Consider the following 21,803-nt stretch of genomic DNA (forward strand, 5'->3'; position numbering starts at 1 on the left):
TTCGGTCGGAAGGTTCCTGCTGAAGCCCGGACGATCCCTGTGGCAGCGGCAATTTGAGATGGCGATGAACGGCCCGGCCCGGCTAAAAGCGTGGTTGGAAAAACTTGGTCGTTGTGTTCAGGAGAGAAACGTGAAGCTGGAAATTGGGGTTTTTCTTTTCTCGGCAGCGTTATGCTTGGCTGGCCCGGCTGAGGCGCAAGAGAGGCAGGATCCGGCAACTGTATCCGAAGCATCGGCAATCGACTGGCGTGAGGCAGCGCAGACTGACGTGCTGGCCGCCTATGCAACCTACATCGACAATCATCCGGGCGTGTATGATCTTAAAAATCAGGGGTTTCCTGCGCAACTGTCCGCCGCGCGCAAGGCGGGTCTGGAGGAAGCTGCGAAGACTGAGAACGAGAGCGGCTATCGCCGGGCACTTGCCGCGTTTAGTGCTACGCTTTCAGACGGTCACGCGCTTGCTTTTGTGCCGCGCGCCCAGATGGCGGGCAGGGACGGCGCTCTCTGGCCCGGATTTGTTGCGGTGTGGCGCGGCGATAGCCTGCTGGTGCGCATGCAGGACACCTTTGATCCGCTTCACGAGGCCGAGATTATCGCATGCGACGGCGACCCGATTGTCGAGTTTCTGTCCTCTGCGCTGCTCACCCGCTATTTCCGGCCACGCGAAGCCGGCCAATGGTGGCGACGGCCTTCGCAGCTATTCTTTGCCGACGATGGCAATATTGAAGAGGCGCCTTCCGAGTGTCGGTTTATCATGCGGGCTGGTGCAGTTGAGGTACGACGACTCGACTGGCGCAAGGCGAGCAGGCCTGAACAGACATTCTACGACCTTGCACTCGGCGGCGATCGGGTGCCGACGGCGCTGACAGAGCCACGGAATGGCATTTTCCTTATCGGGCTTCAGGACTTTCAGCCGGACGCGGAGGAAATTCAGTCCTACCGCCGGATGTATGAGGCGGTGGCCGAGCGGCGGCCCGAGCTTCTTGGTGCCAGGGCGCTTGTCCTCGATCTGCGCCATAACAATGGCGGCAGTTCGTCATGGAGCGAGGACCTCGCTCATCTTCTCTGGGGTAAGGCCGCGGTTGAGTCCCGCCAGCCTGAAGGCGCGCAGGTCTGGTGGAGGACCAGCCTGGACAATACAGATCACGTCCGGAAAACGGCCGATCTGATCCGTGCCCAAGGGCATGCTGACACTGCCGAAGCATGGGAACACTATGCCGCGGAAATGGACAGTGCCCGTGCGCGTGGAGAGATGTTGTGGCGACAGGATGACGTGGCAATTAATGCGCGCGCGCCTGTCGCGTCAAAAGCTGTGACCACCGACTTCAGCACGCCTGTCTATGTCATAACACATGGCGGTTGCGCGAGTGCGTGTCTGGATGCTCTAGACACCTTCACCCTTTTTGAAAATACGCGGCTGATCGGTGCACCGACATCGGCGGACTCAGTCTATATGGAGGTACGGGTCGAAGCTCTGCCCGCCGGTCCAGGACAACTTGTCGTGCCAGTGAAATTCTATACGGGTCGTCAGCGCGCAGGGGGCGAAATCTATCAGCCCGACATTCTGATGACCGAAATAGACTGGTCCACAGAACGATTTCTGGACCGAATTGAAGCGGACCTTGCCGGGCGCTGATTCCGGTGGTGACCGTTATGCGGGTGCCTTGGCCCTGATCGACCAGCACCCGGCGGAGTAGCGGACCTCATCGCCGTCGATATAGGCGCCATAGGCCTGCCGCACGGCAGCGCGGACAGCGTCCTTGTCGGCCTGCGGGTTCATTTCGAGGAGACGCGGAACGGGGCCGAGCCTGTCGATAAAAAGCGGTAGCTCGCTGACCGGAAAGCTGCACGGGATGTCTTCTGGCGTGATGTCGATGCCGGTCCATCCGGCGTCTTTCAGGATGGTGTGGACATAGTCCCTGTCTTCGAAGCCGAACTGCCCCGGTGCGTTCTTCTCACGTTTCGGCATCTCATCGAGAAGCGGGGCGGCGGCGCGTGTGCCGGCGCTCATGAAGGGATTGTCGGCAGGACTGCGCCAGGCATAGAGGTGCAGGTTGGCGGCGATTGCAGCGGCGGATCTGAGGTTCGAGAACGCCTTTACCGGATCGGCGAAGAACATGACGCCGAAGCGGGACATCATAAGGTCGAAGCGGGTGTCGCCGAAGTTGTAGGTCTCCGCGTCGGCCTTGATGAAATCGGCGTCGATGCCTGCGGCGCTGGCCCGGCTGCGGGCGAGGGCGAGCATCGGGCCTGAAATATCGATGCCGGTGAGCTGTGCGGACGGGGCCAACTTTGCGGCAGCGAGAGTGACAGCGCCCGTGCCGCAGCCAATATCGAGGATGTTGGAGGCGCGGCTTTGCGCCGCGCTGGCTGCAAGACGGGTTTCGATGCCTTCGAACATGGCGTCCATGACGGACTGGGCGTCGACCCAGGTTTCACCGCCTGCGCCGTCCCAGTGCGACTTTTGCTGCGCGCGGATGTCTTTGGATCGGCTCATGCGGCAGTCTCGTCCTCAATCGGCGCTTCGGGGTCGCGGACCTTGATGAGGCCATTGCCGATGAAGCGCATGACCAGCTCATCATTCTGGTTGTAGACCCGGTTTTCAGACCGGGTGAGGCCCATGTCGGGGCGGCTTTTCATGCGCCGCTTGGAGATCATTTCCATCTCGATGCGGATTTCATCGCCCGGATAGACGGGCTTGATCCATTTCAGTTCATCAATACCGGGAGAGCCGAGACCGGCTTGCGGTTCGCCGTCCTGCATGGTCTCGACCATGAGGCGCATCGTCATGGCGGCGGTGTGCCAGCCGGAGGCCGATAGGCGACCGAAGAAGGTCTGCTTGGCGGCTTCATCATCGAGGTGGAAGGGCTGGGGGTCGTATTTGGAGGCAAAATCGATGACCTCCTCACGCGTGACCTTATAGGACCGCGGCGAATGGGTGATCGTGCCCGGCTTCATGTCCTCGAAATAGCGCATTGCTCCCCTCTCTCTTTTCAGTCGACTGGGGTTGGAGATCGGCTCTGCGCTGGCAGAAAGCAAATCCTGCCGCTGCGGCATGATGGCTAATCAAGCCAGAAGAGTGCCTCGACCGTTTCGCCGAGGGCTTGAGCGAATTTCAGCGACACGATGGTCGAGGGGATGAAGACGCCATTCTCCACCGTGTTCACGGTCTTCCGGCTGACGCCCATTTCCTCGGCGAGCTGTGCCTGCGTCCACCCCTTGGCTTCGCGGGCTTCCTTGATGCGGTTGGCAAGTCCCTCAGCCACCGGTGAGCGTCTCTCGCAGGCCAAAGACAAGCAGCGTGATGCCAAGGCTGGTGCTGATCAGCATATGGCCGGCGCGCTGGCCCTCGATCGGGTCGAAAGGGGAAACGATGACAAGCATGACGCCGAAAAAAAGCGCAACGAAGAAGCCGACCTTGATGGCGATATCGCGGTTGGCGCGGGTCACTTCATCATTGGCGAGCTTGCGGATCCGGCGCGGTACGAAAAGCGCGCCGCTGGTCATCAGGAGGGCGAACAGGAAGCCGACAAAGCAGAGCCAGATGATGATCTGCCACCAGGCGACCGCGCCATCATCCCAGCTGAAGAAGATGCCCTGCTGGATGACAAGGACGATCAGGCCGAGGAAAGGCGCCATACGGCCATGGGCGCGCACGATGGCGTCAGCCCTTTCGATATCGCTTTCGGTCGCGGTCATCGTATTGCTTCTTGTAACCTGCAGGTGACATGTAACCCGTGGGTGACACGCCGTCAAGCCAGCTTTTTCGTGACGTGCACGGACTTCGGGGTTAGGCAGACACCATGAGAGAGCTTCTTCCCCTTGCCGAGGAGATCGGCACCATCCTCAAGGCGCGTCGTCAGACAGTTGGCGTCTGGGAGTCTTCATCTGGTGGTCTCGTGTCGGCGGCCCTGCTCGCGCAGGCGGGCGCGTCGGCCTATTTCCGGGGCGGCGGTGTGATCTATGCGCCGGCTGCGTTTCGCGGGCTGGCTGGCCTGTCGAAGGAAGACCTTGGCGGCATGCGTTCCTCCAGTGAGCCTTATGCGCGCTTTGCTGCCGCGACAATTCGTGAGCGCCTGCGTGCCGACTGGGGGCTTTGCGAGACCGGTGCGGCGGGGCCGGACGGTAATGGCTATGGCGATGCGGCAGGGCATACCTGTACGGCGCTCGCCGGCGACGGCGTCGAGATATCCCGCACGCTGGAAACCGGGCTGAGCGACCGGGTCACCAATATGGAGCTGTTCGCGCGCGACGCGCTGGAGTTACTCTTGGAGAATATTCGCTAGGCGGCGAAATCAGGAAAAGGAAGTCGGTCATGGCGGTCAATGCCGAGGCATGGCGGTTCGGGGCGCCGGTGGCGGGCTATGCCTGGCGGGTCGAGGGGGCGAAGGCGAACCTCCTCCTCATGCACGGCTATGGCGAGTATGCGACGCGCTATGTCGCCGAATACAACCAGCTGATCCCTGCGCTGAACAAGGCGGGCATCAGCGTCTTTGCCTTTGATGCGAACGGGCATGGCGCCTCACCGGGGCCGCGCGGCGCGACCGATATGAAGCAGGCCGTGCACCATCATCAGATGGCGCGTGAGGCGCTGGCTTTAGAGAGCAAGGCGCCACTCCTTCTGTTCGGCCATTCGCTGGGCGGTCTGATCACCGCGGCAAGTGTTGCGGGCAAGCCAGCGGGTGTAGAGGCAGTGGTGCTGAGCGCGCCTGCCCTGCAGATTGAGCTCAACCCCGTGCTGAAGACGCTGGCGGGCCTGATCGCCGCGATTGCGCCAGCTGCACGCCTGACACCGCCGCTGGAAGCTGAAGCGATCTCGCGCGACGGGGCTGTGGTGGAGGCATACCGCAACAATCCTGACGTCATCACGAAGCCGCCCGCCGCGCGCCTTGGCGCGACCGCCGTGTCGGTGCTTGAGACAGCGTGGACGAAATTTTCCGCATGGAAAGCGCCGGTGCTGATCATCCATGGCGACGCGGACAGGCTGACGCCGATCGAGGGCTCGCAGCGCTTTTTCGAAACGATCGGTGTGAGCGACAAGACGCTGGACGTGTTCGAGGGCGGGTATCATGAGCTGCTCAATGATACCGAGCGCGACAGGGCGCTTGCGGTTATCCTGAGCTGGATTGAGCGGCACCTGCCGTGAAACTCCGCACTTACCGGGCGGGCGATGCCGCGCGTCTGGCAGAGATATTCCGCGCCGCAATCCGTCAGCTGGGAAGCCGGGACTATACAGCCGAGCAGGTCGCCGTCTGGTCCGGGGCACGTGTGACGGCAGAGCGCCTGCACGAGATGTATAGCGATGGCCGGGCGACATTCATCGCTGTGGACGAGGCTGACACTGCCATCGCATTCAGCGATCTGGAAGCTGACGGCCATGTCGACATGCTCTACTGCCATCCGGATCATGCGGGCAAAGGCGTCGCCAGCGCGCTGCTCGAAGCTATCGAGGCTGCGGCGCGGCAGGCAGGCATAACGCGCCTTCACACCGAAGCGAGCGAGACGGCGCGGCCCGTCTTTGCGCGGGCGGGCTATGAGACGGTATTGCGCCGCCCGCTCGAAATTGATGGGGTGGCCCTCCATAACTGGAAGATGGAGAAGCTGCTTTGACCAAGCCCGTGGCCGAAACTGACATCGCTGTCCGCATTCATTCGAGCCAGGGCGACGGGTTGGAGCAGGCTGTGCGCGAGGCCTTTCCGGGTGTCGAAATCTTTCGCGGGCCTATGGAGAGCGACCGATCTGAGAAGGTGCTCGTAACCTTCTATCCGTCTGAGGACGAGGATCTCTCCAAATATCGCTGGGTGCATTGTGTCGGGGCGGGCGTGGACGCGATCTGTAAGGCGTTTGCGGGCATTGAGCCTGCCCCGCTTGTCACCCGAACGACCGGCCGGATGGGGCAGCAGATTGGCGAATATTGTGCCGGGTATGCACTTTCATGGCTGCAGAAGATGGCGCTGCGCCGGACGTTGGAAGAAGCGCGCGACTGGGACCGGGAGCGGGCAGCCCCGGCCTATCTGTTCGAGACGCAGGTCGCCATTATCGGCACCGGATCCATAGGGCAGGGCGTTGCTGGCGCGTTCAAAGGGCTGAAGGCGCCAGTGCTGGGCCTTTCACGGACAGGTCGGGCCGTAGAGGGGTTTGATGAGGTGATGCGTCTAGTTGATCTCTCGACTGAAGAGGACGCGAAGATAGTGGTCGGGGCGCTGCCCTTTACGCCGCAGACCGCTAACGCCATCGGCGCTGATGTGTTCGACAAGCTGAACGGCGCGCTGTTCATCAATGTCGGGCGCGGAGCGACGCTGGACGAGGATGCGCTGAAGGCGGCGCTTGATAGCGGCAGGGTGGATCATGCGGTTCTGGACGTCTTTCGCGATGAGCCGCTGGACCCCGGGCACTGGTTCTGGAGCGATAGCCGCGTCATCGTCACGCCGCACGTATCCGGACTTACATTGCCGAGCGATGGGCAGGCGCGCCTTCTCGAGCTGCTGCACAAGCGTCTCAAAGGTGAAGCGATTGAGGCCGATGTGGATGTCGCGCGCGGCTATTGAACCGCTTGCAGGGGTAGGCCGAGCGTGCGCAGCATGAAGTTCGCCCGGGCTTCGACGCTTGTCTTCGGCAGGTCGATCAGGCGATAGCCGCGAGCCGGATAGGCGATGCGTAGCCAGTTGTATTCGCGCACGGCTTCCTCGAAGGGCAGCGGGCGCTCCTCATCCTGAACGTATAGGTCAGCCCAAGGCGGCGCGAAGAATACGGTACGGTCGTAGACATATGCCTCGCCCAGCGATCTGAGGTCAGCTGGCGTATCGATGGTCAATCGCTCGAAATGGGCAAGTGCGTCCACGGCAGAGCGGTCGAAGAAGATGGGGCCATCAATGTCCCGCACGGCGCGCAGGCTTTCGGCGGCAATCTCGATCGCCCGGCGCACGAAGGCTTGGGGATTGACCCAGGGCAGGGCGTCGGAGCCTGTTTCCAGTGCTTCGCGAACGATCTGCCGGCCCGGTTCTTCGACCGTTGTAAAACCGCGCGCACCAAGCTCTTTCAGGAGGGTGGACTTGCCGCCCGACGAGCAGCCGGAGATGACGATCCGGCGACGGTCCATCTCAGTCCTCGTCGCCATACATGACGCGTTCGAGATAGAGCCCGTCCGCCGGGGCGACCGGGCCGCAGGCGGTACGGTCGCGCGCTTCGAGGATTTCCTTCATCCAGGAAGGCTCACGCATGCCGCGGCCGACTTCAACCAGGCTGCCCGTGATGGAGCGGACCTGACGGTGGAGGAAGCTGCGCGCTGTCGTGGTGATCTCCACGCGGTCAGCGAGACGGAAGACCTCCAGCGTATCCAGCGTCTTTACCGGGCTTTTGGCCTGACAGGCCGCATCGCGGAAGGTGGAGAAATCATGCTCGCCAATGAGATAGTTGGCCGCTTCCTGCATGGCGTGGACATCGATTTCAAACGGGATGCGCCAGATGAGGCCCTTGTCGAAGGTCAGGTGCGCGCGGCGTGTCTGGATGATGTAGCGATAGGCGCGGCCCGTCGCATCAAAGCGAGCGTGGAAACTCTCATCGACCTCTTCTACTGCCAGCACGGCGACCGGGTCGGGGCGGAGATGATAGTTCAGCGCGTCGCAGAGTTTGCGGACAGGGCGTGGCTTCTGCAGCGTCAGATGGGCGACTTGACCGGTCGCGTGCACGCCGGCGTCGGTGCGCCCCGCGCCCTGGACTACGACCGGCTGGCCGTCGAGCTTGGCGGCGGCGCGTTCAAGCGCGCCCTGCACGGTCGGCTGTCCGTCCTGTCGCTGCCAGCCATAATAGGGGCGGCCATCATATTCGACGAGAAGGCGAAGGCGCTGGCTCATTCGGCCTCCATGAAAGCTGCGGGATAGGTGAGCGTGCCGGAGCGCGGCGCGGTTTCGAAAAGCTCGATCGCCATGAAGGCCTCCCCGGACCAAGGGGCGTCATACCGGGCGGCAACGGCCGGATTGAAGCCAAAGCGCGGATAGTAGCCGGGGTGGCCGAGGACGAAAACAAGCTGGCGGCCAAGCTGTTCGACCTGCGGCATGCCCGCCTTGATCAGCGCATAGCCAATGCCGCGGCGCTGCTCATCCGGGGCGGCGCACATGGGGCCGAGACCTGCGGCGACATCCTTGCCGTTCACGAGGATGCGGAAGAATTCGAGATGACCAATGAGGCGGCCCTCCTCATCTTCGGCGACGAGGGAGACGAGGCTGTCGCCATCGCTGTGAAGCTGGCGCGTGATGCGCGCTTCATCCGGCATGCCGAAGGCGGCGTCGTTGAGCGCGGCGACCGCATTGAGGTCACTGGGGGTGGTCGCACGGATGGAGGCGCTCACGCGAAGCATGTCCCGGCCTTGATCTCGTTTCCGCGCAGGAAGTCGCCCGCATCCATGGCGCGTGAGCCTGGTTTCTGCAGGCGGGTCAGACGCACAGCCTTGCCGGCGCCGCAGGCGACGAGAAGCTGGTCATCGAGCAGCGTGCCGGGCGCCGCGTCATGGGCGTGATCGACATATTCGCTCATCAGCGCCTTGATGCGCAGCGGCTCGTCCTCGCCCGGCGGTGTCCAGTGAAACCAGGCGCCCGGGAAAGGAGAGAGGCCGCGTATCTGCTGGTCGATTTCATGGGCCGGGCCGGTCCAGTCGATGCGCTGGTCGGCGGCGGTGAGCTTGGCGGCATAAGTGACGCCGTCCTCGCTCTGGGGCTCTGGCGTGAGCATGCCGCCGGCAAGGCCTTCGAGGGCGCGCGGGGCAAGCTGTGCCCCTAGTGCGGAGAGCCGGTCGTGAAGGCTGCCGCCGGTCTCATCGGCGGCGATTTCAGTCGTTTCTGTTGCGAGGACGGGGCCTGTGTCGAGGCCCGCTTCCATCATCATGGCCTGAACGCCCGTCACCTTATCGCCCGCCATGATAGCGCGCTGGATTGGCGCAGCGCCGCGCCAGCGTGGCAGGAGGGACGCGTGCAGATTTATGCAGCCAAGGCGCGGCGCATCGAGAATAGCTTGCGGCAGGATAAGGCCATAGGCGACGACGACAGCTGCATCGAGGTTTAGTGCGGCGAAGGCGGCTTTCTCGTCCTCGCTCTTGAGGGATTTGGGCGTGCGCACCTCAATGCCGTTTTCCTCGGCGTAGCGGTGTACGGGGGTGGGCGTCAGCTTCTTGCCGCGTCCGGCTGGGCGGGGCGGCTGCGAATAGACGCAGGCGATCTCATGGCCCGCCTCTATCAGGGCGGCGAGCACGGGCACGGAGAAATCCGGGCTACCCATGAAGGCGAGGCGCAAGGGTTTCGTCATGCTGCGGGGTCTATCGCGAGGCTCTGAAAGTGCAAGATGCGGCAGTGTGTAGATCTTGAAGAGCCGACCTCCCAGCGGAAGGTGGGATCCATGTCGGCTGGGTGGTGAATGCGGCTCTCAACCGCCATGGGCCCCAACTTTCGTTGGGGAGACGGATAGTGGGTTCAGGGAAGGGCTGAGAGTGGTTCTTGCGCCGCAGGGGCTCTGCGGTTGGGGAGCTGGGTCCGGACTTCGGCCTAGCGCATCGCGCCGGCCATGCCATTGCCGGAGAGGCCGTTGCCCGCGCAGATAATGACAATCAGCGCTGCCAGTATCAGCACTATGGTCCAGCGGACCCAGGCTTTGGCGAACAGGCGGGCGATCAGGCCGCGCTTTTCGATTTGGATTTGGAAAGCTTGTCAGAAAGGCGCTTGGCCTTCTTCACCTTGTCGACCGCGCGCTGGCGTTTCAGGCGCGAAAGGTGGTCGATGAAGAGCGTGCCTTCGAGGTGGTCCATCTCGTGCTGGATGCAGACGGCGTACATGCCCTCGGCGATCTCATCGACTTCCTTGCCATTGTAATCGAGGTATTTGACGCGGCAGCGGGTAGGACGCTCAACCTCGTCGAACACGTCCGGCACGGAGAGGCAGCCCTCTTCGTATGGGGCAAGATCCTCGGTCAGGGGCAGGATTTCGGGGTTCACGAAATAGCGGGGTGCGGGCTCTTCATCCGGGCCAGCAAGGTCCATCACGATGACGCGCTTGGGCACGCCAATCTGGATCGCCGCGAGGCCAATGCCGGGGGCGTCGTACATGGTTTCCAGCATGTCATCCATGAGCGCGCGGAGGTCATCCGTCACGCCGCCTTCGACGGGCTTGGAGACTTCCTTCAGACGCGGGTCCGGGACGGTGAGAATTTCGCGAATAGCCATGGCCGGAAAATAGGAGGAGGAGGCCGAGAAATCAACGCCGGGGCGCTGTTTGACAATGTCTGGCTGTGATCGCTACCTGCAAGATAGTTGTTCAGAGAGGCTGGGATGAAGTTGGTTGTAATTGGGGCCTCGCTCTCACTGTTGATGCTTGGGGCATGTGAAGAACGGGCAGATGATCAGGCCATACCCGATGTTGGGTGCCTCGCCGCGAACTGTGACGCCGTCCAACCAGGCGACGAGACCTGGGACTGCCTCTACGAAGCCGAAATACCCGAAAGCATGGCGGACAAACCGTTTCCCGTGATTGAATTCACCGGGAGCCGACGGGGCCAATTCTGCCGGTGGGATGGCAGATCAATCCAATACGTCGTGCAAATCGGCGGTGAATGCCCTGCCTCCAGAACATTTGACGCGATTTCAAGAATTGTTTTGCCAGAGCTTCCGACAGGCCAATTGCTGAAGAAGATCAGAGTAGGGTTTGGAGAGGACATAGATCTCGACGCCTATCAGGAGGTGAACTGTGGCGGGGAGGGTGCTTACTCGTTCCCTGACAATGAAGTAGGTCGGGCGCAGGCGGAAGAGCTCGGGTTTCTCTCGGATACGGAGCGTTTCACCATCAAGGGGCAGGTGCGAGACGTTTTCACGCTAGAGATCGGGGTTGCGCAACTTCGTGCCGCGACGGGCCTGCCGATCGTGGCAGCGTTTCATTCACCGCAGAGCCTGGAAGTCCACTGGGAGCCGCAAGCATATCCGTTTGACGTGAACGCTTGCGCCGAGACTGTCGTCTTTCTCGAAGATTATGGCGGTCTGGTTGAAGGGGCGGAGTGTGAGGCGACGGAGTAGGTAGCTCTTCTATCGCTCGATCAGCAGCATCCTAATCCTCGCCCAGATCAAACTCCAGCTCGCCGGTGCGGTCGGGTAGGGTGGCGCGCTTTTCGATGCTTTCGATTTCGGGCACGGATTTCTCCGGCGGGGCGATCTGCAGGTCTTCGAACTTGCGCGCGGCGGGCAGGACGCGGGAGGTGAGGCTGGAACCCATTTTGTTGTAGGCGTCGACGGCTGAATTGAGCGATTTGCCCATCTTCTCGACATGGCCGCCGAGGGTGGTGAGGCGTGAATAGAGGTCCCGGCCGAGCTCTGCGGCTTTCTTCGCATTCTCTGTCGCTTGTTCCTGGCGCCAGCCATAGGCAACCGCCTTCGCGAGGGCGAGCAGGGTGGACGGGGTCACGACGATGACCTGACGGGCGGCGGCGAAATCAAAGAGGTCCGGCTCAAATTCCAGTGCGGCAACGTAAAAGCTCTCGCCCGGAATGAAGAGCGCGACGAAGTCGACGCGCTGGGAGAAGGCGCTCTGATAGTCCTTGGAGCCGAGCGTCTTGATATGATCGCGGACCTTGCGGGCGTGGGCGCGCATGAAAGCCTCACGGCGGGCCGGATCGCTTTCATCGAGCGCCTTGAGGTAGTCCTCAAGCGAGACCTTGGAGTCGACGACGATTTCGCGCCCACCTGGCAGCTTGATGACGACGTCGGGGCGCTGGCGGCCGCTTTCGGTCTCGCCATGGACCTGTTCGGAAAAGTCGCAATGGGCAGACAGGCCCGCATGCTCCATGACGTTTCGCAGGGTCGTTTCCCCCCAGCGGCCACCGCCGCGCGGCGCTGAGAGCGCGCTGACCAGCTTGTTGGTCTCGCTGGTATGGACTTTCAGGCTCTCGCCAATGGCTTTGACCTGTTCCTGAAGGACCGATTTGTCGTCGGCGCGAACTTTCTCGATCTCCGAGACTTTCTTGGCGAACTCCTCGAGATTCTTGGTGATCGGCGTCATCAGCTCCTTGAGGTTGGTCTGCGCGCCTTCCTTGTGGCGTTTGAAGTGCTCGTCGGCGAGTTCGAGGAACTGCGTGTTCGCGCGGCGCAGCACCCCTTGCGCGAGTTCTGCGAACTTCTTCTCGTCCTCGTCGCTGCGCGCTTCGGCCTTGGCGAGGTCGATGCGGGCCTGCTCGGCGACGGCGTCCTTCGTCTTCACCTGCTGGCGCAGTTCGTCGCGTTCGGCTTTCAGGGCAGCGACGCTGTCTTCCGCATATTCGAGGTCCCGCCGGGCATTGGTTGCCTTTGCACTGAGCTGGCCACGAATGACGAACAGGGCGACCGCAACGGCTATGGCCGCGAGCAGCAAGACAAGATGAATGAGATCGAGGCCGATAGAGCCAATAGTGACGAGCGCTTCCATGGGTCCTGCCTAATCCGATTCGGGGCTTGACCTTTTCACGCCCGCATCTGAACATACGGGGAACAAACGGGCGCGTCCAGAGCGGGCGGCGTCTATAGGGGGAGTTGGGGGCCGCCAGAATGACTGAGCCATGGGTAAGACGGCTGGGTGCGGTTGCGCGCCGCCATGCGGGTCAGCCTGACGAGGCAGAGGACCTTGTGCAGCTTGCTTGCCTCGCGGCTGTAGAGGCGGGCAGGACTGATTTCGAGTCCGAAGAGACGCAGAAATGGCTGCGCGGCGTCATCCGCAATCAGGCCCGGCAGGTGGCCCGTACTTCTGTGCGTCGGCGTGAGAGAGAAACGGGCTGGCAGCATGTATCGGATGTGCCGGCGGGGCTGACCGACAGGGATGCCATCAGTCTCGGCGGGCTCAGCCCGTCCCTGCGCGTGACCGCGTTACTGGCGCTCAACGGGGCGACGCGTGCTGAGATTGGCTGGCTGCTTGGTCTGTCTGATACGGCGCTGCGCCAGCGTATCTCGCAGCTCAAGCGTAGTATTGAGACCTCACCGGACGTGGATCTGACGCTGGATGAGGTGCTGCCCTATGGCGCGATGCGTCAGAGGATGAGAGCGCGGCTCGCCCCGCGCGGCGGATTTCTGGCGAGCCATGACCCGGACGGTCATTTTTTTGTACTGACGACCTCACAGATTGCCGATCGGCGGCAACAGAGATGTGAGCGAACCAGCTAGAGGAGGTCTTCATGCTCACGAAAACAGGAATTGGTGCCATCGTCTTTTACGTGGCCGACATTGACCGCACAGAGGTGTTTTATCGCGACAGTCTCGGGCTCGACCTGACGCGCATGCCGGGCGAAGAGGGCGAGGCAGGCGGGGCCGACTGGCTCATGGCGGAGGCCGCGAATGGTGTGTCGCTCATCTTCTTCCAGCAGGACGGAAAGCGCGGGGACAGCCCTGTCGTCGTCTTTCATCTGGAGGAAGGCGGCATCGACGGCGTCGTGGAGGGGCTCGCCTCAAAGGGCGTGACGATCGTGACGCCGGTGTCCCATGCCCCGGATGGCGGGCTGACGGCTGACTTTGCTGACCCTGATGGGCACACGCTGTCGATGTATCAATCGCCCGGTGCGCCGCGCTGATAGTGAAACGTCAGCCTCGTGGTGAGCGTGGTTTGTCAGGCTCACCATGAGGTCCGAACCACGAAGCGGGCCACGTTGCGAACCGCCCTCGTCCTTCGACTTCGCTCAGGATGAGGGCGGATTGAGACGTGGGGGCTGTGGTGGTGAAATTTGCTTCGCTCATCGCACCCTACAGAATGGCGGTCCTGACCGAACCTCCCAGCCGCCATGGGCCCCAACTTGCGTTGGGGTGGCGGATTGAAACTGGCTTGTCAGAAAACACCCATGGCGAGACCCGCGGCCATGGCTTCGCCGAGCTCGCGGCATGTGTCGAGGTCATCTTCGCTGATCGTCTTGTCGGCGAGGATGTCTTCGCGGGTCTGCGCGTGGGTACAGATGATGAAGGGCTCCTGCGCGATCTTGAGCCGCCAGCCCTGCGCGATGCGGGCGGTCTGGCGCATGGCGTTTTCGCCGTCTGAGCCTGCGCAGATCATCTGCGCATAGGGGCGCCCCTCGATCTTGCCGAGGACCTCGTAATAGGACCGGTCGAAGAACTCCTTCATGCCGCCCGCAATGGCGGCGAGGTTCTCCGGCGCGCAGAAGATGTAGCCATCGGCGGCGAGGAGGTCTTCCGAGCCTGCCTCGGTTGCGACTTTCAGGATGGTCTCGCAACCTTCTTCGGACTGGGCCGCCTTATGCGCGGCCTTCGCCATCTGCTCGGCGCCGCCTGTGCGGGAGAAATAGACGATGAGGAGTTGGGGCATGAGTTATGGTATAGATGCTGTATCGGGGATCGGAAACGCTGAGAGCCGGAGATAGGGGCTAGAACTTTGTCGAGACCGTTTTGTTTGCAGCTAGGCGCCACGGATTTCCGCAGCAGTTTCCCGCAAGGGAAAATCGCCGTGATCGCTTTAGTGTTAGCTACTACAGGATGTGGAGCTACGCCCGCAAACTGCGTTGATGGTTGCGTAGATGTGTGTCGCGGGAAACCGTTTGGGAAATGCGCAAAAGAATACAACTCAGGGTACCAGCTTGGCTACCAAGACGGAGTTAGCGGTCGCAGGACATTCGGCGTTAATTCGGACGCCTACGTTGCGGGCTACTACGATGGTCACGCAGACGGGCAGGTTACCGCACGAGTGCTCGACCAGCCGTAGAACGATCTAAACTTGCACTGCCTTACACGTTAAACCGGAAGTGCAGGACGTCGCCTTCCTTGACGATGTATTCCTTGCCTTCCTGGCGCATCTTGCCGGCTTCCTTGGCGCCTGCTTCGCCATTGTTGGCGACGAAGTCGTCAAAGGCGATGGTTTCGGCGCGGATGAAGCCCTTTTCGAAGTCGCCATGGATGACGCCTGCGGCCTGAGGTGCGGTCCAGCCCTTGCGGATGGTCCAGGCGCGGGCCTCTTTCGGGCCGACGGTGAAATAGGTCTGCAGGCCCAGCAGCTGGTAGCCGGAATGGATGAGGCGGTTGAGCCCCGGCTCTTCGAGGCCTTGCATCTCAAGGAATTCAGCGCGCTCGGCTGGCTCCAGAACGGCCATTTCAGCTTCGATCTGGGCAGAGATAACGACGGCTTCGGCGCCTTCCTTCGCGGCGCGCTCCATCACCATTTCAGAATACTTGTTGCCAGTTGCGGCGCTGTCTTCGTCGACATTGGCGACGAGAAGGACGGGCTTGGCGGTCAGCAGCTGAAGCATGCGCCAGGCTTTCATCTCTTCCTTGGGCACTTCAGCCATGCGGGCCGGGCGGCCTTCATTCAGCTCAGCCAGGGCAAGATCGAGCAGGGCGAGCGTTTCCTTGGCATCCTTGTCACCGGATTTTGCTTTCTTCTCGACGCCTGCACGGCGCTTTTCGAGGCTTTCCATATCGGCGATCATCAGCTCGGTCTCGACGATGTCGAGGTCGGCGATCGGGTCGACGCGGCCCGCAACGTGCGTGATGTCGTCATCTTCGAAGCAGCGAAGCACATAGAGAATGGCGTCGGTTTCACGGATGTTGGCGAGGAACTGGTTGCCGAGGCCTTCGCCCTTGGACGCGCCTTCGACGAGGCCAGCGATATCGACAAAGTTCATCCGGGCCGGAATGATTTCCTTGGAGCCTGCGATCGCGGCGAGCTTTTCAAGACGCGGCTCTGGTACGGCGACTTCACCGACATTCGGCTCAATCGTGCAGAACGGATAGTTGGCGGCCTGCGCAGCTGCCGTCTGGGTCAGGGCGTTGAAGAGGGTGGACTTGCCAACGTTTGGCAGGCCGACGATCCCGCATTTGAAACCCATGTGCGCGCTCCTTCTTGCCGATGGTGTACCGGTCTGGTCTGGCGCGCGGCATAGCGCATTTTCGCCGTCAGAACAGGGGGGAATGTCGGGTTGGGCTGGTATTCGGTTGCGTCTGGTACAGGTATGGTCATAGACGAGGCGTTCGCCGAGAAGAGGATTTCATGGCTTTCGACGTGCTGCTAGTCTCTGCAATGGGGGACAGCAACAAGGCAACGGTACTGGCAAGGCGGCTGCGGGCGCTGAAATTCCGGGTGCGCCATGATGCAAAGCGCGCCCATACGACGCCGAGCGCGCGCGACCTCAGCGATTGTAACAAGGCGACCAGCGTTCTGGTGCTGTGGTCGGCCAAGGCGTGCGACAGCGACGGCGCAGATAGCGACTGGGTGCATGCGATGGCGCATCTCGGACGCTCGCGTCCGGGCGCGCTGGTTCAGGCGGACCTTGATGAAACCTTGCCTGACGAGCCGTTCGACAAGGATAAGCGGTACGATCTAGCGGGGCTGACCGCGCGTGCGACGCCTGAAGGGTTCAAGGCCCTGTGTGAGACATTAGGCGAGAAGGATGGGCGCGAAGGGCTGGCCGACTGGCTGTCGCTGTCTTCTGGAGATGAAGAGGCCAAGGCAGAATGGAAAGCGGCGCACCCGAATGATCCGCTGGCGCAGAATGGTGGTGGCCGAAAAGCCGCCGCGGCACGCGCGCCGGAGCCCGCTAAGCCTGCAAGCAAGCCCAAGAAATCGAAGGGCGAGCGGGTCACGACCGCTGCGGCTGCCAGCGCGGCGGCGACCGCCCAGCTGGTCGACGCGGCAGCTGGAAACAGGCTGGAGCTCAACCCGCCGAAGCCAGAGGTGGACTTTGCGCGCCCTCAAACGGGGCGTTCGAGCGGCCTGTTCATGCTGGTGCCGACCGGGCTTCTGCTTGTTGGCATGATGGTGATGGCATTCATGTCCCGGACCTCGCCTGCCCAGCTTTCTGGCGGCGGCGGTGGCGGCATCGTCAATATCGTGGAGAGCTGTCCTGCCGGGCAGGTGCCACGGTCACTGGTGCACAGCTCGCTATTGCCATCTGAAGACGATGCTGGCGGCGACATGTCGGAAGCGCCTGATGAGGCCAGCGGCAACTAGTCCGTCTGTTTCGGGTCGCGCTTTGGCGCCGGGGCGAGACGCATGACTTCGGACTGGAAGCGCTCTTCATTGTCTTCAAAGAGAAGCGGAAGCGCACGCGAACATGCGTCCAGCGTAGCTTCGAGCCAGTCTTTCTCTGCCTTGGCAAAGTCGTTAAGCACATAGGGCATGACCAGCGACTTGTCGCCGGGATGGCCGACGCCGAGACGTATGCGGCGAACGTCCGGCGAGAGGTGGGCGAGCATGGAGCGCACGCCATTATTGCCTGAATGACCGCCGCCGCGTTTGACGCGGACCCGGCCAGGGGCAAGGTCGATCTCGTCATGAAAGACGGTGACCTCTTCAGGACCGAGCTTGTAGAAACGCGCAGCTTCGCCAGCGGCACGTCCACTCTCATTATAGAAGGTCTGGGGTTTCAGGAGCAGAAGCTTGACCGGGCCTGACGCGGTCTGGACCGTGCCTTCGGAAGCTTCGCTTTGAAATCTTGATTTCCACGGACCAAATCCGTGATCGGCGGCGATCCTGTCGAGGACCATGAAGCCGATATTGTGCCGGTTGCCAGCATATTTGGCACCCGGATTACCCTGTCCGGCAAGAATATGCATGACAGGCTCCGTCGGACCGGTGCCCGCAGTGGCGGGCTGGCCCGAAAGCCAGCCCATGAATCTGCGGACTATTCCTTGGATTCTTCTTCGCCTTCGCCTTCAGCGTCGCCTTCACCATCCTCATCGGACTGGTTGATGGCTTCGACTTCGTCGGCTTCGGTTTCTTCCTCGGTCTCTTCGACAACTTCAGCCATCTTGCCGACGATGGTCGCGATGGTGAAGTCGCGGTCGGTGATGGTCGGCTCTGCGCCTTTTGGAAGCTTGATGTCGGAGATCTTGACGTTGTCGCCGATATCGAGACCGGTGAGGTCTGCTTCCAGGGCTTCCGGAATGCTGTCTGCGCGCACGTTCAGTTCGACTGCGAAGCGAACGATGTTGAGCGAGCCGCCTCTGTTCAGGCCAGGTGCTTCATCTTCGTTGGTGAAGTGGACCGGAACTTCAACCGCGATGACCTGGCTGGCCTTCACGCGGTAAAGATCGACGTGCAGCGGCATGTCGGAGACAGGGTCGAGCTGGATCGCTTGCGGGATCACGAGCTGCTTCTTGCCGTCATGGACGAGGTTTGCGGTCGAGGTCAGGAAGTGGCCGGAATTGATGCCCTTGATGACTTCGTTGAGCTTGAGGTTCACGGCAACCGGATCTTCGCCGCCGCCATAGAGAACGCCTGGGACCTTGCCATTGCGGCGAGCTTCGCGTGCGCCGCCCTTACCGGTGCGCTCACGGATTTCGACGTTGAAATTAAGTGTATCAGCCATTTTGCTTCCTTTCGTCCTGAAGTCCGCCGCCGGTCTCTTTGCCGGTCAGTGACAGCCTGACAGGTACGGCCTCGCGCCGTCCTTTCTGAAGCTGGGGCCAATACACCAGCGGGCCTGCCTTCGCAACCGGCGAGCTGACAGGGGTTGACGCATACGTGTTACAACTGTAACGAAGCTACAGATGTAACGCGGAAGCCCTTCATGTCGAAACCCAATTCCTCCGAACTTGTGATCCTCAAACAACTCTGGGCGAAAGGCCGCCAGACAGCGCGCGAGATCCACGAAGCCGTCGGGCCCGAACAGGGCTGGCAGCTCTCGACCACGCGGACTGTCATAAACCGGATGGAAGGCAAGGGCTGGGTGAAGCGGGACGGCGAAGCGCCGGACAATGCTGCCTTCTATGCGGCCGTGCTGGACCGGGTCGAAACGCTTGGTGGTCTGGTGCGCCAGCTGGCCCGACAGGTTCTGGACCTGAAAGGCCCGCTGCCAGCGTCGCTCTTCGCAGACAGTCCGCACCTTTCTGCTGAGGAGCTTGATGAGCTCGACGCGATCATCAATGCCGCCGAGGAGCGCGCAGACGACGAAACGGGCGGCAAGTCATGAGTGCGGCCTGGTTCATCACGCTATCGCTGGTGTGGACGGGCGGCCTTGCCGGGCTGGCGCGGTTGCTGACAGGGCAGGCAGCAGGCGCCCGGTACGCGCAAATTGTCTGGCGCGGTGCGGCCTGCCTCTCGCTTGCCCCCTGGCTGATGCTGGGCGTGCTGTCGCTTTTGCCGAGACGGTTTCCCGAAGGCCTGCCTGAAATTCCGTATCTGTACCCTCTGTCCGAAACAGTTGAGACGGCGTCGACAGGGCTTCGCGCTGTGGTGGCGCAGCCTGACTGGAGCGTTGCCGAGGCGGCGCTGCTGGTCGTCCTGATTGCAGGATGGGGCGCGCGGGCGGGCTTGTCCCTTGCAGGGCAGGTGCGGCTGCAAAGGTTGAAGGCTGCCGCGGTGGAGGCAGACTCGAACGCTCTGGTTTCGTCGCGGGGTATGCCGCCCCTGCGTATCATCCCGGCCGGGTCGCCCTTTGTTGCGGGGCTGTTGAAGCCGGCCATCTATATTCCAGAGGCGATGAAGTCGCCCGAGGACCGGCGCCATATCGTCATCCATGAATGTGTCCATATGGAGCGCGGCGACCTGATCACGCGTCCCTTTGAACGGCTCATCGCAGATATCTTCTGGTTCTCGCCCTTTGTATGGACGATCCGGCGCGAGCTAGACTTCTGGCGCGAGGCGGTGTGCGACGAGATTGCCGCTGAGCGTAGCGGCGACCCGATCGGCTATGCCCGGACGCTGGCCCGCGCGGCCCGGTCCAGTGCGCCGCTCAGAACCCTTCCCGTTTCAAGTTTCATCCTGCCCCGAAAGAGGAGCCTACCCATGCGACTGACCCGTATCCTCGATAATCAGCAAAAACGGCAAAGGCCGGTGCTTGCCTCCGCCGCGGCCTTGCTTGCACTGTCGGCGGCCCCCTTTGCTGTCGGCCAGGGAAGCGCGCTTTCCTCCAGCATCACTTACACCCACCCGGTGCTGATCGAAGCGAGCGCCAAGGTGACAAGCGAGTATGGCATGCGTACCCACCCGATCAGCGGCAAAGAGCTGATGCATACGGGCATGGACATCAAAGGTCCGATGGGCACGCCGATCTATTCGCCCGCAGAGGGCGAGGTCGGCTTCTCCGGCTATAAGGATGGCTATGGTGAAATGGTCGAGGTCATCTACGCCGATGGCTCAAAGCTGATCTACTGTCAGCTGTCGGAACGCCTGCTGGAGACTGGCGACACTGTTGCGGCTGGAGAGAAGGTTGGCCTGCTGGGTGCCAGCGGCCGGGCGACCGGACCGCACCTGCATGTTGAATACTGGCGGCCCGTTACGGCGGCCGACGGAACGGTCGAAATGAAAAGCTTCGATCCGGCTTCGGTGGACGGGCTTGTCATCTATCAGAACTAGGTGACGCCTCAGCGCACAAAAAAGGCCCTGCCGGATTGGCAGGGCCTTTCTCTTTGAAGGTGTAGTAGCTTGGGCCTAGCCCATCACATTGATGGCTTTGGCATTCACGAATTCCTTCATGCCTAAGCCGCCATGTTCGCGGCCATAGCCGGAATTCTTCACTCCGCCGAAGGGCATGTTGGGCTGGGCAAGACCAAAGCCATTGATGAAGACCATGCCGGTATCGAAATACTTCTCGGCAAGCTCGATGGCCTTCTCCTTGTCCTTGGTGAAGATGCCGCCGCCGAGGCCAAAGCGGCTGTCATTGGCGATGCGCATGGCATCGTCAGCATCCTTGGCACGGATGAGCGAGGCAACGGGGCCGAACAGTTCGTCATCATAGGCAGGCTGGCCGGGTTCGACGTTGTCGAGGACGGTTGCTGGATACCACCAGCCCTTCTGGTCCGGCTTCTCGCCGCCGCAGAGGATCTTGGCGCCCTTCTCCACGCTCTTCTCGACCTGTTCATGGAGGTCATCGCGAAGGTCTTCGCGCGCCATCGGGCCAATATCGCCTTCATTCTTCGACGGGTCGCCCATCTTCACGTTCTTCATGGCCTCGACGAAAGCGTCACGGAACTGGTCATAGACGGCATCGACCACGACGAAGCGTTTTGCCGCGACGCAGGTCTCACCATTGTTGAAGACGCGGCCTGTCACGCATTGTTTGACGGCCTGTTCCATGTCGGCGTCTTCTAGGACGATGTAGGCGTCGTTCGAACCAAGCTCGAGCACAGTCTTCTTGAGCTGCTCGCCTGCCTTCTTGGCGACGATCGCGCCAGCGCCAGAGCTGCCCGTCAGCGTCACGCCGCGCACCAGCTTGTGCTCGATGACCTTGTCGGACTGGTCATGGCTGATGCGGAGGACCGAAAAGAGGTTCTTCGGAAGGCCTGCATCCTCGAAGATTTCTGCAAGCATAAGCGCGGAGCCGGTGACAGATTCTGCGTGCTTTAAGAGGACGCCATTGCCCGCCATCAGATTGGCGATGGCATAGCGGACGACTTGGTAAGCGGGGAAGTTCCATGGCTGAATGCCATAGATCACGCCGATCGGTGAATAGGTGATGACGCCCTTGCCGCCATTCGGCAGCTCACGCTCTTCATTCTTGAGCTCTTTCGGGCCGTTCTCGGCCGTCCAGTCACAGATGCCGACGCAGAGATCAATCTCCGCTTCGCCCTGATTGACGAGCTTGCCCATCTCATCGGTCATCAGCCTGGAAAGTTCAGACTTTTTCGCCTTCAGGCCTTCACCAATTTTCTTGATGATTTCGGCGCGCTTCTCTGGCGCTTCGTGGCGCCAGGTCAGGAACGCTTCGTGGCATTGCTCGATCGCGGTTTCGTATTCGCGATCGGTCATCACCGGATAGCGATCAAGTTCCTCGCCGGTCGCTGGATTGATGGTCGTGAGCGTGTCGCCCAGTCTTTGACTGTCAGCCATTTCTTGGCCCTTCCTTCTTGCTGGATAAGTTACCTAACCAAC

26 protein-coding genes are annotated in these 21,803 nt (G+C 61.7%); 11 read left to right on the forward strand and 15 right to left on the reverse strand.

Going from position 1 to position 21,803, the window contains the following annotated elements; all coding sequences use genetic code 11:
* Positions 1–58: 58 nt before the first annotated feature.
* The gene (locus tag KUV46_09305) at positions 59–1,636 is read left to right on the forward strand and encodes a hypothetical protein (GenBank protein QYI99551.1); all 1,578 of its coding nucleotides are present in this window, start codon (positions 59–61) and stop codon (positions 1,634–1,636) included.
* 15 nt (positions 1,637–1,651) lie between these two features.
* Here KUV46_09305 and KUV46_09310 read toward each other — a convergent pair whose 3' ends face one another.
* The 4 genes from KUV46_09310 to KUV46_09325 all read right to left on the reverse strand — a co-directional run bounded on the left by KUV46_09310 (position 1,652) and on the right by KUV46_09325 (position 3,699).
* A complete protein-coding gene (locus tag KUV46_09310; GenBank protein QYI99552.1) occupies positions 1,652–2,497 on the reverse strand; it encodes a class I SAM-dependent methyltransferase in 846 nt (281 codons plus the stop codon).
* On the reverse strand, positions 2,494–2,976 hold the full coding sequence (locus tag KUV46_09315) for a MaoC family dehydratase (protein QYI99553.1): 483 nt from the start codon (positions 2,974–2,976) through the stop codon (positions 2,494–2,496). The genes KUV46_09310 and KUV46_09315 overlap by 4 nt, the downstream gene beginning before the upstream one ends.
* A gap of 86 nt (positions 2,977–3,062) precedes the next feature.
* Positions 3,063–3,266, reverse strand: coding sequence for a helix-turn-helix transcriptional regulator (locus tag KUV46_09320; protein ID QYI99554.1), 204 nt, complete (start codon positions 3,264–3,266; stop codon positions 3,063–3,065).
* Complete coding sequence (locus tag KUV46_09325) at positions 3,259–3,699, reverse strand: hypothetical protein (GenBank protein ID QYI99555.1); 441 nt, start codon at positions 3,697–3,699, stop codon at positions 3,259–3,261. Before KUV46_09325 ends, KUV46_09320 begins: the two co-directional genes overlap by 8 nt.
* 104 nt (positions 3,700–3,803) lie before the next feature.
* Here KUV46_09325 and KUV46_09330 point away from each other — a divergent pair, with 104 nt between their 5' ends.
* The 4 genes from KUV46_09330 to KUV46_09345 are packed head-to-tail and all read left to right on the forward strand — an operon-like array spanning position 3,804 to position 6,548.
* Positions 3,804–4,286 carry a CinA family protein gene (locus tag KUV46_09330; GenBank protein ID QYI99556.1) on the forward strand — a complete coding sequence of 161 codons (483 nt, stop codon included), beginning with the start codon at positions 3,804–3,806 and terminating at the stop codon, positions 4,284–4,286.
* 29 nt (positions 4,287–4,315) lie between these two features.
* Entirely contained in the window at positions 4,316–5,146 is an 831-nt protein-coding gene (locus KUV46_09335; protein QYI99557.1) for a lysophospholipase, read from the forward strand.
* Positions 5,143–5,610 carry a GNAT family N-acetyltransferase gene (locus tag KUV46_09340; GenBank protein QYI99558.1) on the forward strand — a complete coding sequence of 156 codons (468 nt, stop codon included), beginning with the start codon at positions 5,143–5,145 and terminating at the stop codon, positions 5,608–5,610. The genes KUV46_09335 and KUV46_09340 overlap by 4 nt, the downstream gene beginning before the upstream one ends.
* Entirely contained in the window at positions 5,607–6,548 is a 942-nt protein-coding gene (locus KUV46_09345) for a hypothetical protein (protein QYI99559.1), read from the forward strand. Before KUV46_09340 ends, KUV46_09345 begins: the two co-directional genes overlap by 4 nt.
* Here the strand turns inward: KUV46_09345 and KUV46_09350 are convergent.
* The 5 genes from KUV46_09350 to def all read right to left on the reverse strand — a co-directional run bounded on the left by KUV46_09350 (position 6,542) and on the right by def (position 10,207).
* The gene (locus tag KUV46_09350; protein ID QYI99560.1) at positions 6,542–7,117 is read right to left on the reverse strand and encodes an AAA family ATPase; all 576 of its coding nucleotides are present in this window, start codon (positions 7,115–7,117) and stop codon (positions 6,542–6,544) included. The genes KUV46_09345 and KUV46_09350 overlap by 7 nt on opposite strands.
* A complete protein-coding gene (gene truA, locus KUV46_09355; GenBank protein QYI99561.1) occupies positions 7,101–7,853 on the reverse strand; it encodes a tRNA pseudouridine(38-40) synthase TruA in 753 nt (250 codons plus the stop codon). The genes KUV46_09350 and truA overlap by 17 nt, the downstream gene beginning before the upstream one ends.
* Complete coding sequence (locus tag KUV46_09360; protein ID QYI99562.1) at positions 7,850–8,347, reverse strand: N-acetyltransferase; 498 nt, start codon at positions 8,345–8,347, stop codon at positions 7,850–7,852. Before KUV46_09360 ends, truA begins: the two co-directional genes overlap by 4 nt.
* The gene (gene fmt / locus KUV46_09365) at positions 8,344–9,285 is read right to left on the reverse strand and encodes a methionyl-tRNA formyltransferase (GenBank protein QYJ02383.1); all 942 of its coding nucleotides are present in this window, start codon (positions 9,283–9,285) and stop codon (positions 8,344–8,346) included. The genes KUV46_09360 and fmt overlap by 4 nt, the downstream gene beginning before the upstream one ends.
* Before the next feature lie 373 nt (positions 9,286–9,658).
* Positions 9,659–10,207: a peptide deformylase gene (def, locus tag KUV46_09370; GenBank protein ID QYI99563.1), complete on the reverse strand. Its 549-nt coding sequence runs from the start codon at positions 10,205–10,207 to the stop codon at positions 9,659–9,661.
* Between the two features lie 105 nt (positions 10,208–10,312).
* Between def and KUV46_09375 the strand changes: the two genes are divergently transcribed.
* A complete protein-coding gene (locus KUV46_09375) occupies positions 10,313–11,050 on the forward strand; it encodes a hypothetical protein (protein QYI99564.1) in 738 nt (245 codons plus the stop codon).
* Positions 11,051–11,081: 31 nt separating this feature from the next.
* Here KUV46_09375 and KUV46_09380 read toward each other — a convergent pair whose 3' ends face one another.
* The gene (locus tag KUV46_09380; protein ID QYI99565.1) at positions 11,082–12,431 is read right to left on the reverse strand and encodes a DNA recombination protein RmuC; all 1,350 of its coding nucleotides are present in this window, start codon (positions 12,429–12,431) and stop codon (positions 11,082–11,084) included.
* 119 nt (positions 12,432–12,550) lie between these two features.
* Here KUV46_09380 and KUV46_09385 point away from each other — a divergent pair, with 119 nt between their 5' ends.
* Together KUV46_09385 and KUV46_09390 are read left to right on the forward strand one after the other, a co-directional pair.
* Complete coding sequence (locus KUV46_09385; protein QYI99566.1) at positions 12,551–13,159, forward strand: hypothetical protein; 609 nt, start codon at positions 12,551–12,553, stop codon at positions 13,157–13,159.
* A gap of 11 nt (positions 13,160–13,170) precedes the next feature.
* Positions 13,171–13,563, forward strand: a complete 393-nt coding sequence (locus KUV46_09390) for a VOC family protein (protein QYI99567.1) — start codon at positions 13,171–13,173, stop codon at positions 13,561–13,563.
* A 251-nt stretch (positions 13,564–13,814) separates the two neighbouring features.
* Here the strand turns inward: KUV46_09390 and KUV46_09395 are convergent, their stop codons facing one another.
* Both KUV46_09395 and ychF read right to left on the reverse strand, forming a co-directional pair.
* Entirely contained in the window at positions 13,815–14,306 is a 492-nt protein-coding gene (locus KUV46_09395) for an NAD(P)H-dependent oxidoreductase (GenBank protein ID QYI99568.1), read from the reverse strand.
* Positions 14,307–14,721: 415 nt separating this feature from the next.
* Positions 14,722–15,819, reverse strand: coding sequence for a redox-regulated ATPase YchF (ychF, locus tag KUV46_09400; GenBank protein ID QYI99569.1), 1,098 nt, complete (start codon positions 15,817–15,819; stop codon positions 14,722–14,724).
* Between the two features lie 161 nt (positions 15,820–15,980).
* Between ychF and KUV46_09405 the strand changes: the two genes are divergently transcribed.
* Complete coding sequence (locus tag KUV46_09405) at positions 15,981–16,940, forward strand: hypothetical protein (protein QYI99570.1); 960 nt, start codon at positions 15,981–15,983, stop codon at positions 16,938–16,940.
* Here KUV46_09405 and pth read toward each other — a convergent pair.
* Positions 16,937–17,545 (reverse strand): aminoacyl-tRNA hydrolase, encoded by a 609-nt coding sequence (gene pth, locus KUV46_09410; protein QYJ02384.1) that lies wholly within the window; start codon positions 17,543–17,545, stop codon positions 16,937–16,939. The genes KUV46_09405 and pth overlap by 4 nt on opposite strands.
* 68 nt (positions 17,546–17,613) lie before the next feature.
* Positions 17,614–18,300 (reverse strand): 50S ribosomal protein L25/general stress protein Ctc, encoded by a 687-nt coding sequence (locus KUV46_09415; GenBank protein QYI99571.1) that lies wholly within the window; start codon positions 18,298–18,300, stop codon positions 17,614–17,616.
* Positions 18,301–18,501: 201 nt separating this feature from the next.
* On the opposite strand from KUV46_09415, the gene KUV46_09420 reads away from it, so the two are divergent.
* Together KUV46_09420 and KUV46_09425 are read left to right on the forward strand one after the other, a co-directional pair.
* Positions 18,502–18,903, forward strand: a complete 402-nt coding sequence (locus KUV46_09420; protein QYI99572.1) for a BlaI/MecI/CopY family transcriptional regulator — start codon at positions 18,502–18,504, stop codon at positions 18,901–18,903.
* Positions 18,900–20,288 carry a peptidoglycan DD-metalloendopeptidase family protein gene (locus KUV46_09425; protein QYI99573.1) on the forward strand — a complete coding sequence of 463 codons (1,389 nt, stop codon included), beginning with the start codon at positions 18,900–18,902 and terminating at the stop codon, positions 20,286–20,288. The genes KUV46_09420 and KUV46_09425 overlap by 4 nt, the downstream gene beginning before the upstream one ends.
* 75 nt (positions 20,289–20,363) lie before the next feature.
* On the opposite strand, the gene KUV46_09430 is transcribed toward KUV46_09425, so the two are convergent.
* On the reverse strand, positions 20,364–21,761 hold the full coding sequence (locus KUV46_09430) for an NAD-dependent succinate-semialdehyde dehydrogenase (protein QYI99574.1): 1,398 nt from the start codon (positions 21,759–21,761) through the stop codon (positions 20,364–20,366).
* Between the last annotated feature and the right edge of the window lie 42 nt (positions 21,762–21,803).

Origin of the sequence: Thalassovita mediterranea (assembly GCA_019448215.1) — a bacterium.
GTDB lineage: Bacteria > Pseudomonadota > Alphaproteobacteria > Caulobacterales > Hyphomonadaceae > Henriciella.

What these genes read in the sequence shown, in the direction of transcription:
- KUV46_09305 (QYI99551.1), top strand. Translation starts at nt 59, where the DNA reads ATGGCGATGAACGGCCCGGCCCGGCTAAAAGCGTGGTTGGAAAAACTT.
- KUV46_09310 (QYI99552.1), bottom strand. Translation starts at nt 2,497, where the DNA reads ATGAGCCGATCCAAAGACATCCGCGCGCAGCAAAAGTCGCACTGGGAC.
- KUV46_09315 (QYI99553.1), bottom strand. Translation starts at nt 2,976, where the DNA reads ATGCGCTATTTCGAGGACATGAAGCCGGGCACGATCACCCATTCGCCG.
- KUV46_09325 (QYI99555.1), bottom strand. Translation starts at nt 3,699, where the DNA reads ATGACCGCGACCGAAAGCGATATCGAAAGGGCTGACGCCATCGTGCGC.
- KUV46_09330 (QYI99556.1), top strand. Translation starts at nt 3,804, where the DNA reads ATGAGAGAGCTTCTTCCCCTTGCCGAGGAGATCGGCACCATCCTCAAG.
- KUV46_09335 (QYI99557.1), top strand. Translation starts at nt 4,316, where the DNA reads ATGGCGGTCAATGCCGAGGCATGGCGGTTCGGGGCGCCGGTGGCGGGC.
- KUV46_09350 (QYI99560.1), bottom strand. Translation starts at nt 7,117, where the DNA reads ATGGCGACGAGGACTGAGATGGACCGTCGCCGGATCGTCATCTCCGGC.
- truA (QYI99561.1), bottom strand. Translation starts at nt 7,853, where the DNA reads ATGAGCCAGCGCCTTCGCCTTCTCGTCGAATATGATGGCCGCCCCTAT.
- def (QYI99563.1), bottom strand. Translation starts at nt 10,207, where the DNA reads ATGGCTATTCGCGAAATTCTCACCGTCCCGGACCCGCGTCTGAAGGAA.
- KUV46_09375 (QYI99564.1), top strand. Translation starts at nt 10,313, where the DNA reads ATGAAGTTGGTTGTAATTGGGGCCTCGCTCTCACTGTTGATGCTTGGG.
- KUV46_09380 (QYI99565.1), bottom strand. Translation starts at nt 12,431, where the DNA reads ATGGAAGCGCTCGTCACTATTGGCTCTATCGGCCTCGATCTCATTCAT.
- KUV46_09385 (QYI99566.1), top strand. Translation starts at nt 12,551, where the DNA reads ATGACTGAGCCATGGGTAAGACGGCTGGGTGCGGTTGCGCGCCGCCAT.
- KUV46_09390 (QYI99567.1), top strand. Translation starts at nt 13,171, where the DNA reads ATGCTCACGAAAACAGGAATTGGTGCCATCGTCTTTTACGTGGCCGAC.
- KUV46_09395 (QYI99568.1), bottom strand. Translation starts at nt 14,306, where the DNA reads ATGCCCCAACTCCTCATCGTCTATTTCTCCCGCACAGGCGGCGCCGAG.
- ychF (QYI99569.1), bottom strand. Translation starts at nt 15,819, where the DNA reads ATGGGTTTCAAATGCGGGATCGTCGGCCTGCCAAACGTTGGCAAGTCC.
- KUV46_09405 (QYI99570.1), top strand. Translation starts at nt 15,981, where the DNA reads ATGGCTTTCGACGTGCTGCTAGTCTCTGCAATGGGGGACAGCAACAAG.
- pth (QYJ02384.1), bottom strand. Translation starts at nt 17,545, where the DNA reads ATGCATATTCTTGCCGGACAGGGTAATCCGGGTGCCAAATATGCTGGC.
- KUV46_09415 (QYI99571.1), bottom strand. Translation starts at nt 18,300, where the DNA reads ATGGCTGATACACTTAATTTCAACGTCGAAATCCGTGAGCGCACCGGT.
- KUV46_09420 (QYI99572.1), top strand. Translation starts at nt 18,502, where the DNA reads ATGTCGAAACCCAATTCCTCCGAACTTGTGATCCTCAAACAACTCTGG.
- KUV46_09425 (QYI99573.1), top strand. Translation starts at nt 18,900, where the DNA reads ATGAGTGCGGCCTGGTTCATCACGCTATCGCTGGTGTGGACGGGCGGC.
- KUV46_09430 (QYI99574.1), bottom strand. Translation starts at nt 21,761, where the DNA reads ATGGCTGACAGTCAAAGACTGGGCGACACGCTCACGACCATCAATCCA.